Raw genomic sequence first — 16066 nt, 5'->3', positions numbered from 1 at the left:
CACGAAGTACGGTCGATAGTTCATCTCAGCTGCGACTGATGGCCTTGAATTTCCGCGTCTGTTCACGGATCGCGACTTCGACCGGCAGCCGCTCCATCGAGGAGGCGCCGTAGAAGCCGTGGCAATGCCGCGAGGTCTTGATGACGAATTCGGCGTCGGCGGGCTCTGCCACCGGGCCGCCATGCACGAGGATGATGGCGTCGGGTTTCACCGCGAGCGCCGCCGCCGCCCAAGCGTCAAGCATGGCCGGAACATCGTCGAGCTTCAGCGCGGTCCGTGCCCCGATCGCGCCGCCGGCGGTCAGTCCGAAATGGCAGACGATGATGTCGGCCCCTGCGCGCGCCATCGCCGCGGCGTCGTCGGCAGAGAACACATAGGGGGTCGTCAACAGCCCCTTGGCGCCGGCCAGCGCGATCATCTCGACTTCGAGCGCGTAGGACATGCCGGTTTCCTCCAGCCCGGTGCGGAAGCTGCCGTCGATCAGCCCGACCGTCGGAAAATTCTGCACGCCGGAGAAGCCAATCGCTTTAACCTCGTCGAGAAAATGATCCATGCTGCGAAACGGATCGGTGGCGCAGACGCCGGCCAGCACCGGAGTCTTCTTCACCACCGGCAGCACCTCGGCGGCCATCTCCATCACGATCGCGTTGGCGTCGCCGTAAGGCATCAGGCCGGACAGCGAACCGCGTCCGGCCATCCGGAAGCGGCCGGAATTGTAGATCACGATCAGGTCGATGCCGCCGGCCTCCTCGCATTTCGCGGACAGGCCGGTGCCGGCGCCGCCACCGACGATCGGCTCGCCGCGGGCGATCATCGCGTGAAACCTGCCGAGAAGGACCTGCCGATCGATTGCTGCCATGCTCATCCCCTACCGGACCGCCGCGCGCACGCGCGGCCGTGCGCCCTGCAGGGAGCGAAAATGCTGCACCAGCGCGGCCGCAAATGCCGGACTATTGATGTGATGCGGGACGCGGACGAGCTGGCGTGACGCCGTCTGCCGCACGCTCGCCTCCAGCGTGCCGAACAGCGCATCGCGCGCAGCCGGGTCGAAGAACGGCTTGCCCGCCTCATCGAGTGCGGAGACCCCGCCCTCCGGCAGCAGAAAGCGTACCGGGCCTTCCATACGATTGAGCCGGTCGCCGATCCAGCGGCCCATCTCGGCATTCTCCGCGGGCAGCGTGCGCATCAGGGTCACCTGCGGATTGTGCTGATGAAGCAACCGGCCGCGGTAGCGCTCGGGGACGCTGTCGGGCGCGCCGAAATTGACCATATCGAGCGCACCGACCGAACCGACATAGGGAATCCGGTTGCGGATGATGGCGCCGAGCCGGTCCTCGGTCGCCGGAAACACGCCGCCGAACAGCAGATCGGCGATTTCGGTGGTCGAGACGTCGATCACCGCCGACACCAGGCCGCCGTCGACCAGCTTCTCCATCGACTGACCACCGATGCCGGTAGCGTGGAACACCAGGCATTCGTAGTCGTCACCAATCAGCTTCGTGACCTGCTGCACGCAGGGCGTGGTGACGCCGAACATCGTAAGGCCGACCAGCGGCCGGTCTTCGCCGGCGCGCCGGCGCGGCGGCGGCGCCTTGCTCGCCTCCAGCCGTGCCCGCGCCATCCCGGCCATCGCCTGCGCGCCGTTCGAAAGCACCTGTCGCGAAATCGCGTTCAGGCCCTGAACGTCAGTGACCGAATACATCATCATGATATCGGAAGGGCCGACATAGGCCCGCGTGTTGCCGGAAGCGACGGTGGAGATCATCAGCTTCGGCACGCCGACCGGCAGCGCCCGCATCGCCGGCGTCGCCAACGCCGTGGCGCCGGAGCCGCCGGCGGAAATCAGGCCCAGCAGCCTGACGCCGTCGTTGCCGGACTTGCCCTTCACCCAGGCTTCAAACGCCTCCGCCATCGCCGCCACGGCGGCGCCGCGCTCGGCATTGAATATGCCGGCGGAACCGCGCGGGTGATGCAACGCAATCTCCAGCGGCGGCACGTCCGCGCCGGAGATCCGGCCCGTGGTCGACAGATCGACCAGCTTCACCGGCAGGCCCGTCGCCTTGATGAGGTCGGCAATGAATCGCAGTTCCTCGCCCTTGGTGTCGAAGGTGCCGGCCACGGCGACAAAGGGCTCGTTGAGCCCACCTATGCTGCGTCCGGCCTTGCGATCCGATGCGGCGATCGCCGCAGCGACAGGCGCTCGCGTCAGGGTACGCGCGGCGCTCTCGATCCGCGCTGCGGCAACGTCAGGGCTCCAGCGGGTCGGCAACACGGGGTTCGACAGATAGACCCGGATCGGCGCATCGCTGCGCGCCGGCGCCGGCGTGGTCCGAGGTCCGCCCGGTTGGCTCGCGGCCGCCAGCGGTGGCTCGATCTCTTCGTGCCCATGACGGCCGACGCCAAGCAGGCGCTGTTGCAGGTCACGATCGGCTGCCAGCCGCGCCGCCTCAATGACGCGATTGACGCGGCCGTTGACCATGATCGCGACCGTATCGGAAATCTCGGTCGCCACGCCGATGTTCTGCTCGATAACGAGGATGGCGACCTCGCCCTCCTCGCTCAGCCGCACCAGCATGTCCTCGACCTGCGCGACGATGACAGGCGCGAGGCCTTCGGTCGGCTCGTCCATGATCAGGAGCCGCGGATTGAGCAGCAGCGCCCGCGAAATAGCCAGCATCTGTTGCTCGCCGCCGGAGAGCTGAGAGCCGGCATTGTTCTTTCGCTCGGCAAGCCGCGGAAAGTTGTCGTAGATCCGCTCCGGCGTCCAGGCGCCGCGCGGCCCGCGCTGCGCCAGCCGTAGATGCTCGTCGACACTCAGCGATCGCCACAGTCGCCGGCCCTGCGGCACATAGCCGATGCCGAGCCGGGCGATGTCGGTGGTGGAGCGGCCGATCAGTTCCTCGCCGAACGCGCTGATCGAACCGCTCGACACCGGCACCAGGCCCATGATCGCCTTGCACAGCGAGGTCTTGCCCATGCCGTTGCGGCCGACCAGGCTGAGCACGCCCTCCTGCAGCGTGAGATCGACGCCCTGCAGCGCGTGCGAGCGGCCGTAATACAGGTTCAGCCCGCGAATCTGCAGCGCCGGCAGCGTGCCGCGTTGGGGCGGACGGCGGTCAGTGCTGGGCATGACCGCCTCCGAGATAAAGCTCCTGAACTTCCGGATCGGATTCGATCTCGTCGGCCCGGCCTTCCTTGAATATCCGGCCGTTGTGCATCATCGTCACGCTTTCGGCGACACGCAGCGCGACATCCATGTCGTGCTCGATGATGATGAAGCCGATGTGCGCCGGCAGCGAGGTCAAAATCGTCACCAGATCCGCTCGCTCGGTCGGCGACAGCCCCGCCGCAGGCTCGTCGAACAGCACGAAGCGCGGCGCGCCGGACAGCGCCAGCGCCACTTCAAGCTGGCGCTGCTGGCCATAGGCGAGTTCGCCGACCAATCGGTCCTTGTCGTCGGTCAGGTGCACGGCCTCGACCAATACCCCTGCCGCGTGCACGAGGGCATCATCGGGGCGCGGCCGGATCAGCGAGAAACGGTTTCGGGAAACGCCGCAGCAGGCCAGATAGATATTATCCATCACGCTCAGCCCGGTGAACAGCGAGGATATCTGGTAGGTACGACGCAAGCCGCGCCGGATGCGCTCATGGGGCGGGAACACCGTCACGTCCTCGCCAAAGAACCGGACCAGGCCCGCTGTGGGCAGAAAATCCCCGGTGATGCAGTTGAACAGCGTGGTCTTGCCCGCGCCATTCGAGCCGAGAACGGCCCGCCTTTCGCCCGGTTTCACCGAAAGCGTCACGTCCGAGATGGCTGCCAGCGCGCCGAACATCTTGGTGATGCCGCGCAGTTCCAGCGCATTGCCGGAGCTGGCATTGCCAGCCCCGGGCAAGTTCATCCGGGACGTCACGACGGGCGCGTTCATGTCGCGCCTCCCGTCGTCGCGGCCTTGCGCGCCGCCACCCCTGCGCGCCAGCGATCCCACAGGCCTAGCACGCCATCCGGCGAGAACAGCACGACCGCGAGGAAACCGATCCCGATGATCAGCTTGAAGCGATCCGCTGAGAAACCGAAAAAGCCGAGAATGTCGGTCGAGAACACCTGCAGCAACACGTAGATGAAGGCTCCGATAAACGGTCCGAGCGGACGGCGTATCCCGCCGACGACCGCGACCACGAGGACGTCGATCGCGGAGGAGATCCCGATCGTGCCCGGCGCGATCTGCGCGTTCTGCCAGACCAGAAGAATGCCGCCCGTAGACGCGAAAACGCTGGCCAGCGCGTAGGCCGCCACGCGATGGGCGGTCACGTTGAAACCCAGTGCCGCCATGCGGCGCGGGTTGTCGCGCACGCCCTGCAGGGCGAGCCCGAAGGGAGAGCGCGCGAGATAGACGACTGCGCCGTAGCAAAGCGCGGCGCAGGCGAGCGTGAGATAGTAGAAAGGCACGGGATCGCGCCAGTTCACGCCGAAAAGCTTCGGCGGCAACACGAGGTTGAACCCGGAATAACCGTTGAAAATCGAGTAGTTCTGTCGGGTGAAATAGAAGAAGGCCGCCGCAACCGCGAGCGTGATCATGATCGTGTAGATGCCATCCGTGCGAACGGCGAGCGCGCCACATATCGTCGCGAAAATAGCCGCGATCAGGAAGGCGGCCGGAAGCACGATCCACCAGGTAAGGCCGAGACTGACGTTGGCGGCACCGGACGGCCCAAGAATCGCGACCATGTAGCCGGCCATTCCGGCAATCGACATTTGCAGCAGGCTCACCATTCCGCCATAGCCGGCGAGGAACATCAGGCTGAGCCCGATCATGCCCAGAATGAAAGTCCAGCCCATGATCTGGAACAGCCAGAAATTGTTGGCCACGATCGGCAGCAACAGCAGGATAAACCCGAAGATCCACCAGGGGGCGGGAATGCGCTCGGACCACATTCGCTGGTCGGCGGCGCTGGCGAAGCCAGGGGCTTGATCGGCAACGGACATGTCCTACCGCCTCGTTCCGAGGAGGCCTTGCGGGCGAAACGCCAGCACCGCCGCCATGATGAGGAAGGTGAGAACGATCGAATAGGTCGGTGCGTAGACAAACCCCATCTGTTCGGCCACCCCGATGATCAGCGCGCCCAGGGCCGCGCCGACGATCGAGCCCATGCCTCCGACGATCACCACCACGAGGCTCGCCAGCAGGAAACGCGTATCCTCGCCCGGCGACAGCGACTGGAACGTGGCGCCGACGATCCCCGCGATACCGGCAAGCCCGGCGCCGAAGCCGAACACCGCCAGAAACACCAGGTGGATGCGCACGCCGGAAGCGGCCAGCATTTCACGGTCGTCGACGCCCGCACGGATCAGCATGCCAAGCGCGGTGCGGTTCAAGACCAGCCACATCGCGATGCCGATCACGATTGCCGCCACCAGGATCCAGACGCGCACGGACGGGTAGCGTAGCCAGGTGACCACGCCGGTCGCTTCGTTGACGTTGCTCACGAGGGGCAATTCCATCGGCCCCTGCAGGAATTGCGGAGCGAGGATCGAATACGATTGCCCGCCCCACCACCAGAGCATGAGGTCGGCAAACACGATCGAAAGCCCGATGCTGACCAGCGTCTGCCGGAGCTCTTCGCCTTCCATCTTCGAGAAGATGAAGAACTGCATCAGGAGCCCGATCAGCCCCACGACGATGAACACAACCGGAAATGCCAGCAGCCACGAACCCGAGGCGGTCGCGACCTCGTAGCCGACATATCCGCCGATCAGGAACAGCGAGCCGTGCGCGAGGTTGACGACACGCATCAGGCCGAAAATCAGCGTGAAGCCGGCCGCTACGAGGAAATAGAGCGCGCCAAGCGTGATACCGCCCAAGAGTGCATTCAGGAAGATTTGCTTGCGGCCCCAGCTCGCCACCAGTTCGGGTGGCCAGGGGGCTAACACAAGATACAGGAACGCTATGGCCAAGAGGATGAAAATCAGGCTCCAGAGCGGATAGCGCTTGATGAAATTGTCCATCTCAGAACGGCCTAGCAGCTTCCCGTGGCACAGCTTCGCCACCGTTGGAATGAAGGCTAGATTGAAGTTGCCGGCCTGTCCTTTCCCGAACGTCTTTTCTCTAGCCCGAACGTCTCTTCTTTGGGGGCAGCACCTCTTTCAGTGGGTGAGGCCCGCGACGCTGCGCCGGTAGGCGCTCGGCGGCACGACGCCATTGGCGATAAAGAACCGCGAGAAGCTCGCCGGGGTCGCAAAGCCGAGATCAAGCCCGATTTCAGAAACCGTTTCCCGGCCTCTGGCCAATCGCTCGATGGCGCGCTCCATGCGAAGGGCGTTGAGGAAGATCGTGGGGGGCAGACCCATCTGCTCGCGAAACAGCTTGAAGAAATGGGGGCGCGACAGGCCGGCGTTCCGCGAGATCTGTGCGAGGTCGACGGGTTCGCCGAGCCGCTCGCTCAGGAGGCTGATCGCGCGCCTTAAACGAAAATCCCGCAGTCCCGAGCATTGGGCCGCCGGCCTGTCAGCCGCGCTCGTCCACTGCCAGGTCTGATCGAAGGCCGCCTGCGTCAGCGCACTGAGCCGGTCCTCGAAAGAGCCATCGCAGCCGCCATGGTTGGCGAGAAGCCGTGCGGTTTCCGAGACAAGCCGGGTGATGTGGTCGCTCATCTCGACCGTCGAGCGGCCGAAGCGCAGGATTTCGAAGGCCGTGTGGCTCGCATCAACAAACCAGCCCGGGCGGATGTAGAGAACGAGCGTCAGCGTTGGTTCCCGGCGGTCAACCGGCGCAAAATAATGCGGTTGCCATGGGCTGATTGCCGTTGCGCTCCGGGTCGTGAGCGGCAAGGTCTTGCCATCGACAACCACGCTGGCGACCGGTCCGCTGACGTGAAAGATCAGATGCCCCTCGCGATGGGCATGCGGCACCATCGGCCGATCCAGCTCATAGAGACACGCGCGCCCGAACGCACCATGTGCGACCGCGTGAGCTATACTCATCGGTTTCCTCCCCGCTCATCTTTGTGCGCGGTAGTGGAAGAATGTATAAGGAGATCGCGTTGTGACAACAGGCAAATTGCCCCCCCCGCCACCGGCCCAGGGGCCTTTCCTCGTACCGGATGCTCGTTCGTGCTCACCAGGCGGCCTCGAGAATACGGCGGCAGTCGCCTGGGGTCAGCCGTCGGGGATTGGCAAGGGCTCCGGGGTCGTTCGCTGCCATTTCCGCAAAACGATCGAACCGAGCCGGATTGATCCCCATCTCCCGCAAGGAGGTTGGCAGGCCGATGGCGCGGGCGAAAGCTCCGATTGCGGTGCTGAAGTGCGGCTCCCGCGTTGTTCTGGCAAAGGTTTCGGCCATGGTGGCGTATCGTTCGCCCACGGCCTCGGTATTGAAGTCGGCCATGGCCGCCATCAAAGGCACATGGAGATCGCCATGCAGGACGCCGGGTCCAAGTTCAGCCTTGATCGGATGCGCAAGCGCATCGACCCCTCCGACCGCTTTTTCCAGCGCGAGCCCCGCCGTCAATGCCGCGGCCATCAATTCGCGCTGCGCTTCCCGGTGACCGGGCGAAGCGAGCGCCACCGGTAGCCACCGCGTCAGCCGCTTTGTGGCCTCTAGCGCAAGCGCGTCTGCCGGCGGATGGTAGACGGGGCTGGCATAGGCCTCGATGGCATGGACCAGCACCTCCATGGCCGCGGCGGCGAGGCGGCGCGAGGACGCGCCCTCAAGTACCGTCGGATCGGCGATGACCCGGTCGGGGCGCGGACAGGCGACCGGCTGCCCCTGCCCCAGGCGCACCCGCCGCGCTAACCCGAAATCGCAAAGTCCGGCAGGGACCGCGATCAGCGTGAGGTGTTCGCCGCGCCGCAATGCATGCTCCGCAACGAGCCGCGCCTGCCCGACGGCTGCAGATCCGCCCACGGCGATGAGCGTGTCTGTCCGGATGTCGCGCATAGCCCTCAGAATCCGGAGGGTCGCTTCCTCATGAGGGCCGGCACGATCGGTCCGCGCCAGGCTGATCGACGTCTGGTCGAGCGACTCCTGCACGCGAGAACAAACGGCCGCACTTCCCGGCTCGTTGTCAACGAGCACCAGCGCCCGAGCAAGCGACCCCACCTCCTCGGGAAGCGCATCCTCGATCGCAGCTTCTGCGAAATGGGTGCGCGTGAGATAGTCGATGAGAGTCATCGGAGATGCTCCCGGCGTTTCCGCCGCATGAGTCCAATGGCGGAATTCTCGAAGGAAGCGGTGGCCGGCCGAGAACGCCGGCCACCGAAGATGACATCAGGGACAGGCGGGCTCAGCCGCCCGCGCGCAGCTTGGCGCAGTCAACCGCATCGCGCGACGGTAGCCCGATGGCCTTGAACTGAGCCGTCGTCATGCCGAGCGTCTGATTGACGTTTTCGGTCTTGGCCACCATCTTGCTGGTCATGTTGCCATCCGGCCCATCGACCACTTCGTTGACGAAGACCGTTCCGGTCGCCTGCCGGTTTTCGTTCAGCGTGATCTTGCCGACGGGGCTGTCGAGTTGAAGCTTGTTCAGAGCCTCCTTGAACTTTGCCTGCCCGTTCGATAGATCGCCCCCGGCCTCCTGAAGCCCTTTGATGGCCGCGAGCGTGGCCGTGTAGTAGCCCAGACCGAACAGCGAAGGCGATGGCAGGCGGTCTTTGGCGGGGAAGCCTTCCTGATAGAGCTTCACATACGAGGTCCAGGCCGGGTCGGTATTGTCGGCGGCGAAGGGGCCGGAGGTCGGCGTGCCCTTCAGCACGTCTTTCGCTTTACCTTTCGCCGTCAGAACCGTCTGGTCGGCCATGATGGTGCCGCCGATCAAGCGGGTCTTTTCACCGGCCTGCTGATATTGATTGAGGAAGTTGATCGCATCCGTGCCGCCGAGGCCGAGGTAGATCGCATCCACATTGTCCGGCAGCTGCGCGATGATCCCGCCGAAATCCGATTGGCCGAGCGGCTGCCAGAACCGCTGGACGATGTCGCCGCCCGACTTGCAGAAGTCCACCGCAAAGCCCATGAAGTTCGTGTAGCCGAACGAGTAATCGGCTGCGATCGTTGCCACCTTCTTCCAGCCTTTCTTCTTCACGACGTAGTTGCCGAGGCCGAAGCCCCATTGCGAGCCGTCGAGATTGAAGCGGTAGAAGTTCGGCGCGGGATCGACCCAGGTCGTCTCGAGCGCGCCGGAAATGCCGTTGATCACTACCTTGTCCGGGATGGTTTTGGCAAAATCGCGCATGGCAATGCCTTCCGAGCCGGAAAGCGGGCCGATTATAAGGTCGACCTTGTCCTGCTCTATAAGCTTGCGAGCCATACGAACCGTCGTGTCAGGTTTGGTATCCGTCGGAGCGACGACAGTTTCAATCTTTTTGCCGGCAATGGTGTTGTTCACCTGTTTGAGAGCCAGTTCGACATTTCGGACACCATCCTGGCCACCGGTCGCGAAGGCGCCTTCCAGCGCCACCAGAATGCCGATCTTGATGGTGCCGCTCTGGGCGAGAGCTGCGCCGGGCAGCATAAGGGCGGCCATCGCCACGGCGCCAAGCAAAGACTTGCGCATTGTTGTTCCTCCCTGTGACGCTGGAGATAGAATCCGGCACACGCCGGATCTCCCCCGTTACGCCTCATGACGCGCCCCCCGGCGCGCCTTCAGGAAAGCTGCCGTCCAAAGCCCACGCCGCCCATATCCAAGCGTCTCATTTTTGCGGGCGGTCATGAGCGAGGGAGCAATCGCGGACCGTGCGGAGCAGACCGCAAGGCCACATGGCGTTTGGCAAACGTCCGCGCAGACATTCAACCTAGCCCTCCGGCTGCGAGGCCCTTCCCCGCCCGCGGCGTTGCCAAGAACGGCCCCGTCAGAAAGCAGTGTTGCTCGAACTGACGAAGGTCCGCTTTGCGCCGAAAGCGGCCATTCCATAATCGTTCATTCCGCGAGTTGGATCTTCGGCAATCGACCCGAAACATCGGCCCGCCGCTGACACCGCAGCGCGTTCAGTTCAGCCTGCTTACATTGGGTGTCGCTAGATTTTCTTTGACCTCCCGGTGCACACATCGTGCACACGCCGCCTTCTAACCAATTGAAAAACTTGAACTCTCGCTCCAGTCCATCATGGGGAAGTTTGAGTAGGTCGAGCCAGCGTAAGAAAGTTTGGTCTAACTGCCAGCCTCAGCGACCGCTTTGCGCGGCGGGTTCAATTGGTCAGCGCAACACTCGCCCAAGGCGCTTGCGCGCTGGCACCGAGTAGCCGCAGGTTGGCAACGATCATTTCGCAAGTCCCTCATTCTTTGCCCAGGTGTAGGTTTCGTCCATTGCCTTTGGTCGCCTGCGTTTCGTTCATTGGATTCTTTCCTTGCACTGGTTCTGTGAATTTCAATAGCCAAAAGCTCTGCTGACCCACCCGAAGCAGTTGGTCGCCCGCCAACAGACGCGACGCGTTGTCGGCGATCTGATCCGCGACGGCCGGGAGCGGCAAAACTGCGGCCGACAAAGAGGCATCATGCGCTGCCACATTAGTTTCCGAGCTTTTGCTTTACCGCTTCGGTGAACGCCACGACCTCAGCCACACGGTCGTGCTCGTCCGGTCCGCGATACCTGGGTTGCCTGCCCGAACATGCTTCACATCGACACGGTTGCGCGACCGCTTCACGGGCGTGCCGGCTCAAGAGTGATGGGCATCCTTCAGCTCGAAGGCGCGATGAAATATCCTCTCCAACTAAGATTTGCCGAACTACTACGGACCGTCGTCGCAAAGTCTTCACTGCGAATGATCGAAATCGGTGAATCTTTGGATTGATGGAGGGCCGAACGAGTCTGATCCTGCGCGTAAGTCAGCCACCGAGCGCCGTAGGCGCTATCGGCGACCATTTTGTTCATGTTGCTTACCCGTGCGACTGAGGCAGAGCTACAGTTTCGATCCAGGCGCATGCATCGCGCCATAAAATTTTGCTCGATATGTTGCGGGATGACGGGTACGTAACGTTCGATGAGACGAACGCCTTGTTCGGTCTCACGCCACACGTGCGCAAACTGAACGAAGGGGTTTCTTCACGAGACCTATCGAGCCAGGCTGCGGTTCCGGCGATGTTCAGCCTGCTGGACCAAGTGTCTTGGCCGAGCGACTTCGGAGTCTTCGAACTCGGCTCGGTTCTGATCCGAGAAAGCACCCACCCCTTCAGTCCATTCTCCGTTCATCGGTTCATGATGGGTCACAAGACGTCTCTGGTGCGCAGCGCGCTCGGAAGGGCCATCCTCTCTGCCTCACCGCCGGCATTGCGTCCCGAGATGCTCGACTTGACCGCTTCGCTTGTCGAGAAAGATGCAGGGGTGGCGAAGGATCGCCGCTTCATCGATGACATCTTGCTGCAAACGAAGAAGGCATCGGTACGCATCGTCGGTCAGAGGAACCGAAACCGGCATCAGCGCCATCGCTTTGGCTATCCCGGGCCGTGGCCTAGGTCTCGGCAGCCTAAACCTTATCTTCTTCTCGTCGTCGATGACGCCCGAGGCCGCCGCCCGAAAATATCTACCCAGCATGAAGATAGCCGTGAAGGAAATCGAGCGTCGGTGGTCCTTCTAACACGGCGCAAGGGAAACTCATCTAAGCGATTTGTCCTAGGTCGGACATGACCGCTTTGCGCCAATAGCCGACGATCAGGCGGGATCGCTCCCGCAGTTAATTGTCGCTGTCCTACCCAGACCGTTAGATCCTGGTTCTCTGCGACAAGCGCACGGGACGCCCGGGAGCGGCGAACTAGCCGCCCGCGCCGATTACGCCGGTCGCGTTGATCTCCACCTTGAGCGGCGGGCTGGCCTTTGGCGAACCAACGCGCTTTACCTCGATCAAGGTTGAGCAGGGAAAGTCGCCGGTGAAGAACTCCCGGCGCGCGCGCCACACCTCGGTGTTCTCGTCGAGATTGGTGACGTACACCGTGATAGACATGATGTCATTCATCTTCCCGCCCGCGGCCTCCAGCAGATCCTTGAACTTCTGAAAGATCGACTTGGCCTGAATGTACATGTCGTCGCCTGGGTGCTCCCCCTTGGGCCCCGAGCCGGTCATCCCCGCGATGTGGAAATGTCCGTTTGCCACTTTCATGCTGGACCAAGTCTGCGGCGGCGCCTCCGCCACCTTGGGCGATCGGATCGTTTTCATGCTCAAGCGTCCCTCCTGTGAAGCGGATTCGAAGCGAGCGAGGATGCCATGTCGTCTGGACCTTTCCGTCCAAACAGTTCGTGGCGGTTGTCCTCCTAACTCGCGACGCGCAAGCGGATCGTACCACGCGCGTCGCGATGGTAAATGGGGCCGGGTTTGGGTTCGCGCGGTGATTGAAGGCAGCATGTCGGTCGGGTCAGAATCGGACATGGGGGGAAACCAAGGCACCGTCCGTTCTGCCTCCAGGAACGGACGTATCCACGACCGGCTGCTTTGCGCCAGAAGCGGCCGTTCCCCTATTGGCGTGACATAAACAGAGGAACACCGTGATACTGGCGCAACGAGGCTAGGTCGCACCCCTTAGGATCCATCTGAGAACCCGAGCACGCACTCCACCGCGTCGGTTGACCTCGAGGTACCGCATAACGTCACCAGGATGTTGTGACGCTGCGACTGCAGCATTCAACACTTCCTCGGCGCCGGAAGATGCCTCACAGGCGTTGCGAAGAATGCCATTCAAGGCAACTACGCTTTCATCATCCAACTGCGCCAACGTCAAGACGGCCTGAAGGAGTTTCGGGCACTTCGTATTGATCGTCGCAAGCGTGGTCAGATCCCCTCGCCTCGCCATTTCGGTAATCAACGAGACGTCTGCCTTCGAAGCGAGAAGGATTTCGACCAGCTCAAACAAGCGTGCGTCCGAAACGATCCCTTGGGCCACACCCATGTTCATGGCTGTCGGCGCGGCCGCCACGCCCTCGATCATTTGCCTAAGGATGTGATGCTTTGTCGGCACCAGGGCATTCATCTGGAGCATGGTCAGATGACGGTCCACCGCCTCGATGTCGGCGTCCGAGAGTCCGTCGGCGGCCATGCGAAGACGATCCTCGGGGCGCACGGCCGCGGCGGCGCCCTGGGCGTCGAGCAGGGTATAGGTCCACAAGGCCCGCTTGTCGTCCGACCTCGCCTGTTCGATGTCAAAACCGAACGCGTTTTTCGCAGCGAGCGCCACCCGCTCCAGCTTCGTCAGCTGCCGCTCAACGAGCGCCAAGCATTGTCTCGATTTGGGACCGTGAGAGGTGCAGGTCGGTGTCCTCGGCAAGCATCGCGGCGTCTTCCAGAATGGCGTCGAGTTGGGCTGCCAGCCGACGCGCCATCACCGGGCTCGTCGTTCGAAGGCTCATAAAAAGACGCGGGCGGCCCAGGCAAATGGCAAGCGAGCGGGGGGTCCGGCGCCGCCAATAGTAGGTCGCCTCGCGGCGAAAGATGTGGACAGCCATCGGAACGCGACTTCCTGTGCAGCAGGAGTGTGTCGCAGAGCTGTACATCAGCTCCCCAGCCAGGCCGATTCAAGGGCCGCCGCGCTGGCTGGCTGGGGCGGGAGGATTCGAACCTCCGCATGGGGGAATCAAAATCCCCTGCCTTACCACTTGGCGACGCCCCAAAAACCGGTCTGGAAGGCGGCGGGACGGGGCTCGCCGTGCATTCCTCTGGCAACGCCGGTCTATAGAGGGAGTTGAGCCATTTCAACCGCCTATCCGCCGAATTTCGGCCTGGACCCGAGCCGGCCTGCTTTGCCCGGTATATAGAGTAATCCGTCACGTGAACCGGGTGAACTTCGGCCCAAATGGCGCGGCCGCGCCATTTGCAACCCATCCGGTCTCGCCACGTATGAGTTGAGAGAACCGGGGTTTCGTGGGAAGACGGCAGCCCTCCGTTCCCGTCCCAAAGCGAGACGCCGCCATGACCTACCGCGCGCCTGTTAACGACATGCTGCTGGCCCTCAATCACGGCGCGGGCCTGCAGGCCGCGGTGAAGGCCGGCCATTACGGCGATTTCGACGGCGACATCGCCGCCGCCGTGCTGGAGGAAGCCGGAAAGTTCGCTTCCGATGTGCTGGCGCCGCTCAACCGGGTCGGCGACGAGCACGGCATCAAGCTCGAGAACGACAAGGTCACCACCGCCCCCGGCTGGCCCGATGCGTATCAGCGCTGGATCGCGGCGGGCTGGAACGCGGTGTCGGGTCCGGAAGCGTTCGGCGGCCAGGGCCTGCCGCTGGCGATCAACGCCGCCTGCACCGAGATCTGGAGCGCGTCGAACATCGCCTTCGGGCTCTGCCCGCTGCTGACGCTGAGCGCGATCGAGGCGCTCGACGCCCATGGCAGCGACGAGCTGAAAAAAATCTATCTCGAAAAGATGGTGTCGGGCGAATGGACCGGCACCATGCAACTCACCGAGCCGCAGGCGGGTTCCGACGTCGGCGCGCTGCGCAGCCGCGCCGAGCGGTCGCCCGACGGCACGTACCGGATCAAGGGTACGAAAATCTTCATCACCTATGGCGATCACGACATGACCGACAACATCGTGCATTTCGTGCTGGCCCGGTTGCCCGATGCGCCCGCGGGCACCAAGGGCATTTCGCTGTTTTTGATCCCGAAATTCATGGTCAATGCCGATGGCTCGCTCGGGATGCGCAACGACATCTATCCCTCCGGCGTCGAGCACAAGCTCGGCATGCATGCCTCGCCGACCTGCACCATGACGATGGGCGATAAGGGCGGCGCGGTCGGCTACCTGATCGGCGAGGAAAACCGCGGCATGCACTGCATGTTCACGATGATGAACCAGGCCCGGCTCGGCGTCGGCCTCGAAGGCGTCGGCATTGCCGACCGCGCCTACCAGCAGGCGCTGGCGTTCGCACAGGAACGACGGCAGGGCCGCGCTGTCGGCAAGCAGGGCGAAGGGATGGACCCGATCATCGCGCATCCCGACGTCAAGCGGATGCTGATGCAGATGCGCGCGCTCACCGCCGCCGCGCGCACCATCTGCTACGCCACCGCGGTCGCACTCGACGTCGCCACGCGCGCGACCGACGCCAAGGTGCGCGGCGACGCCGCGGCGCGCGGCGCGCTGCTGACGCCGATCGCCAAGGCGTTCTCCACCGACATCGGCAACGAGGTGTCGTCGCTCGGCGTCCAGATCCATGGCGGCATGGGATTCATCGAGGAGACCGGCGCCGCCCAGCATTACCGCGATGCCCGCATCACCGCGATCTATGAAGGCACCAACGGCATCCAGTCGATCGACCTGGTGACCCGCAAGCTCGCCGCCAATGGCGGTGCTGCGGTCTGGACGCTGCTTCAGGAACTCTCCGGCATCGTCACCAAGGTCGAAGCCTCGAACGATCCCGCGTTCGGCACCACCGGCGCGAAACTGCGCGACGCGCTGGGTTCGCTGGAGCGCACCAGCAAGTGGCTGCTGGAGCGCGTCACCTCGGCGCCGAACGAGGCACTGGCGGGCGCCACGCCGTATCTGCGGCTGTTCGGCTCGACGCTCGGTGGCTGCATGCTGGCCGGCGAGGCGCTCGCCGCCCGCGATCTCGGCGAAGGCGCCGGCGATCCCGCGCGCTACGTGACGCTGGCGCGGTTCTTTGCCGAGAACATCACGGTGCAGGCCGGCTCGCTGGAACGCACGGTGATGGACAGCGCCGAAGCGGTGAACGGCGCCGACGCGGTGCTGCTGGGGTGAGGCCAACTAGCAGCGAGCAAGGTGCCGTCTTCCCCTCTCCCCTTGTGGGAGAGGGTGGATCGAATGCGCGTCGCGCATTCGAGACGGGCGAGGGGTTGCCTCAACGCGCAGTTCTGCCCGCGGATAGATACCCCTCATCCGGCGCGCTCCGCGCGCCACCTTCTCCCACAAGGGGAGAAGGGAAAAAGAACAACGCACACGGCTAAACCTTCTCGCGGCACGATTTGCCCGAGGTTTTCATTTCGTTGTCCCTCCAACGAGGGAGCAGGGAATGCCGGATGCGCGCTGCACCCGCGGTCTCGTGTGCAAAATTGTGCGAAAAAGGCGCACACGAGCATACAGGGCAGCGGAGAACATCCGACATTCCCTGCGCAATGGCTTGACGGCTTATCTCGCGCT

At 63.7% G+C, this 16066-nt stretch carries 14 protein-coding genes and 1 tRNA gene; 2 read left to right on the top strand and 13 right to left on the bottom strand.

Annotated features, from left to right (window positions below):
• Nucleotides 1-25 precede the first annotated feature (25 nt).
• From Q7T45_RS14855 to Q7T45_RS14815, 9 genes are all read right to left on the bottom strand, one after another.
• Nucleotides 26-859: a phosphoenolpyruvate hydrolase family protein gene (locus tag Q7T45_RS14855; protein ID WP_304871697.1), complete on the bottom strand. Its 834-nt coding sequence runs from the start codon at nt 857-859 to the stop codon at nt 26-28.
• A 9-nt stretch (nt 860-868) separates the two neighbouring features.
• Nucleotides 869-3130, bottom strand: coding sequence for an ABC transporter permease (locus Q7T45_RS14850; RefSeq protein ID WP_304871696.1), 2262 nt, complete (start codon nt 3128-3130; stop codon nt 869-871).
• Nucleotides 3117-3899 carry an ABC transporter ATP-binding protein gene (locus Q7T45_RS14845; RefSeq protein ID WP_304871725.1) on the bottom strand — a complete coding sequence of 261 codons (783 nt, stop codon included), beginning with the start codon at nt 3897-3899 and terminating at the stop codon, nt 3117-3119. The genes Q7T45_RS14850 and Q7T45_RS14845 overlap by 14 nt, the downstream gene beginning before the upstream one ends.
• A gap of 23 nt (nt 3900-3922) precedes the next feature.
• The gene (locus Q7T45_RS14840) at nt 3923-4984 is read right to left on the bottom strand and encodes a branched-chain amino acid ABC transporter permease (RefSeq protein WP_370691279.1); all 1062 of its coding nucleotides are present in this window, start codon (nt 4982-4984) and stop codon (nt 3923-3925) included.
• A gap of 3 nt (nt 4985-4987) precedes the next feature.
• The gene (locus tag Q7T45_RS14835; RefSeq protein WP_304871695.1) at nt 4988-6004 is read right to left on the bottom strand and encodes a branched-chain amino acid ABC transporter permease; all 1017 of its coding nucleotides are present in this window, start codon (nt 6002-6004) and stop codon (nt 4988-4990) included.
• Nucleotides 6005-6142: 138 nt separating this feature from the next.
• A complete protein-coding gene (locus Q7T45_RS14830) occupies nt 6143-6910 on the bottom strand; it encodes an AraC family transcriptional regulator (protein ID WP_304871694.1) in 768 nt (255 codons plus the stop codon).
• Between the two features lie 202 nt (nt 6911-7112).
• Nucleotides 7113-8168 (bottom strand): iron-containing alcohol dehydrogenase, encoded by a 1056-nt coding sequence (locus Q7T45_RS14825; RefSeq protein WP_304871693.1) that lies wholly within the window; start codon nt 8166-8168, stop codon nt 7113-7115.
• Between the two features lie 112 nt (nt 8169-8280).
• The gene (locus Q7T45_RS14820) at nt 8281-9546 is read right to left on the bottom strand and encodes an ABC transporter substrate-binding protein (protein WP_304871692.1); all 1266 of its coding nucleotides are present in this window, start codon (nt 9544-9546) and stop codon (nt 8281-8283) included.
• 718 nt (nt 9547-10264) lie between these two features.
• Nucleotides 10265-10495, bottom strand: a complete 231-nt coding sequence (locus tag Q7T45_RS14815; RefSeq protein ID WP_304871691.1) for a hypothetical protein — start codon at nt 10493-10495, stop codon at nt 10265-10267.
• 488 nt (nt 10496-10983) lie between these two features.
• Here Q7T45_RS14815 and Q7T45_RS14810 point away from each other — a divergent pair, with 488 nt between their 5' ends.
• Nucleotides 10984-11613 (top strand): hypothetical protein, encoded by a 630-nt coding sequence (locus Q7T45_RS14810; protein ID WP_304871690.1) that lies wholly within the window; start codon nt 10984-10986, stop codon nt 11611-11613.
• A gap of 124 nt (nt 11614-11737) precedes the next feature.
• On the opposite strand, the gene Q7T45_RS14805 is transcribed toward Q7T45_RS14810, so the two are convergent.
• The 4 genes from Q7T45_RS14805 to Q7T45_RS14790 all read right to left on the bottom strand — a co-directional run bounded on the left by Q7T45_RS14805 (nt 11738) and on the right by Q7T45_RS14790 (nt 13583).
• Nucleotides 11738-12139: a RidA family protein gene (locus tag Q7T45_RS14805; RefSeq protein ID WP_304871723.1), complete on the bottom strand. Its 402-nt coding sequence runs from the start codon at nt 12137-12139 to the stop codon at nt 11738-11740.
• Between the two features lie 346 nt (nt 12140-12485).
• The gene (locus Q7T45_RS14800; RefSeq protein WP_304871689.1) at nt 12486-13190 is read right to left on the bottom strand and encodes a hypothetical protein; all 705 of its coding nucleotides are present in this window, start codon (nt 13188-13190) and stop codon (nt 12486-12488) included.
• Nucleotides 13177-13419: a DUF6538 domain-containing protein gene (locus tag Q7T45_RS14795; protein WP_304871688.1), complete on the bottom strand. Its 243-nt coding sequence runs from the start codon at nt 13417-13419 to the stop codon at nt 13177-13179. The genes Q7T45_RS14800 and Q7T45_RS14795 overlap by 14 nt, the downstream gene beginning before the upstream one ends.
• An 89-nt stretch (nt 13420-13508) precedes the next feature.
• Nucleotides 13509-13583: transfer RNA gene (locus tag Q7T45_RS14790), tRNA-Gln, on the bottom strand.
• A 299-nt stretch (nt 13584-13882) separates the two neighbouring features.
• On the opposite strand from Q7T45_RS14790, the gene Q7T45_RS14785 reads away from it, so the two are divergent.
• A complete protein-coding gene (locus Q7T45_RS14785; RefSeq protein WP_304871687.1) occupies nt 13883-15667 on the top strand; it encodes an acyl-CoA dehydrogenase in 1785 nt (594 codons plus the stop codon).
• Nucleotides 15668-16066: the final 399 nt, after the last annotated feature.

Origin of the sequence: Bradyrhizobium sp. (assembly GCF_030646015.1) — a bacterium.
GTDB lineage: Bacteria > Pseudomonadota > Alphaproteobacteria > Rhizobiales > Xanthobacteraceae > Bradyrhizobium.
Note: the sequence above shows the minus strand (reverse complement) of the source record. Positions and strands in the feature narration are given on the sequence as shown.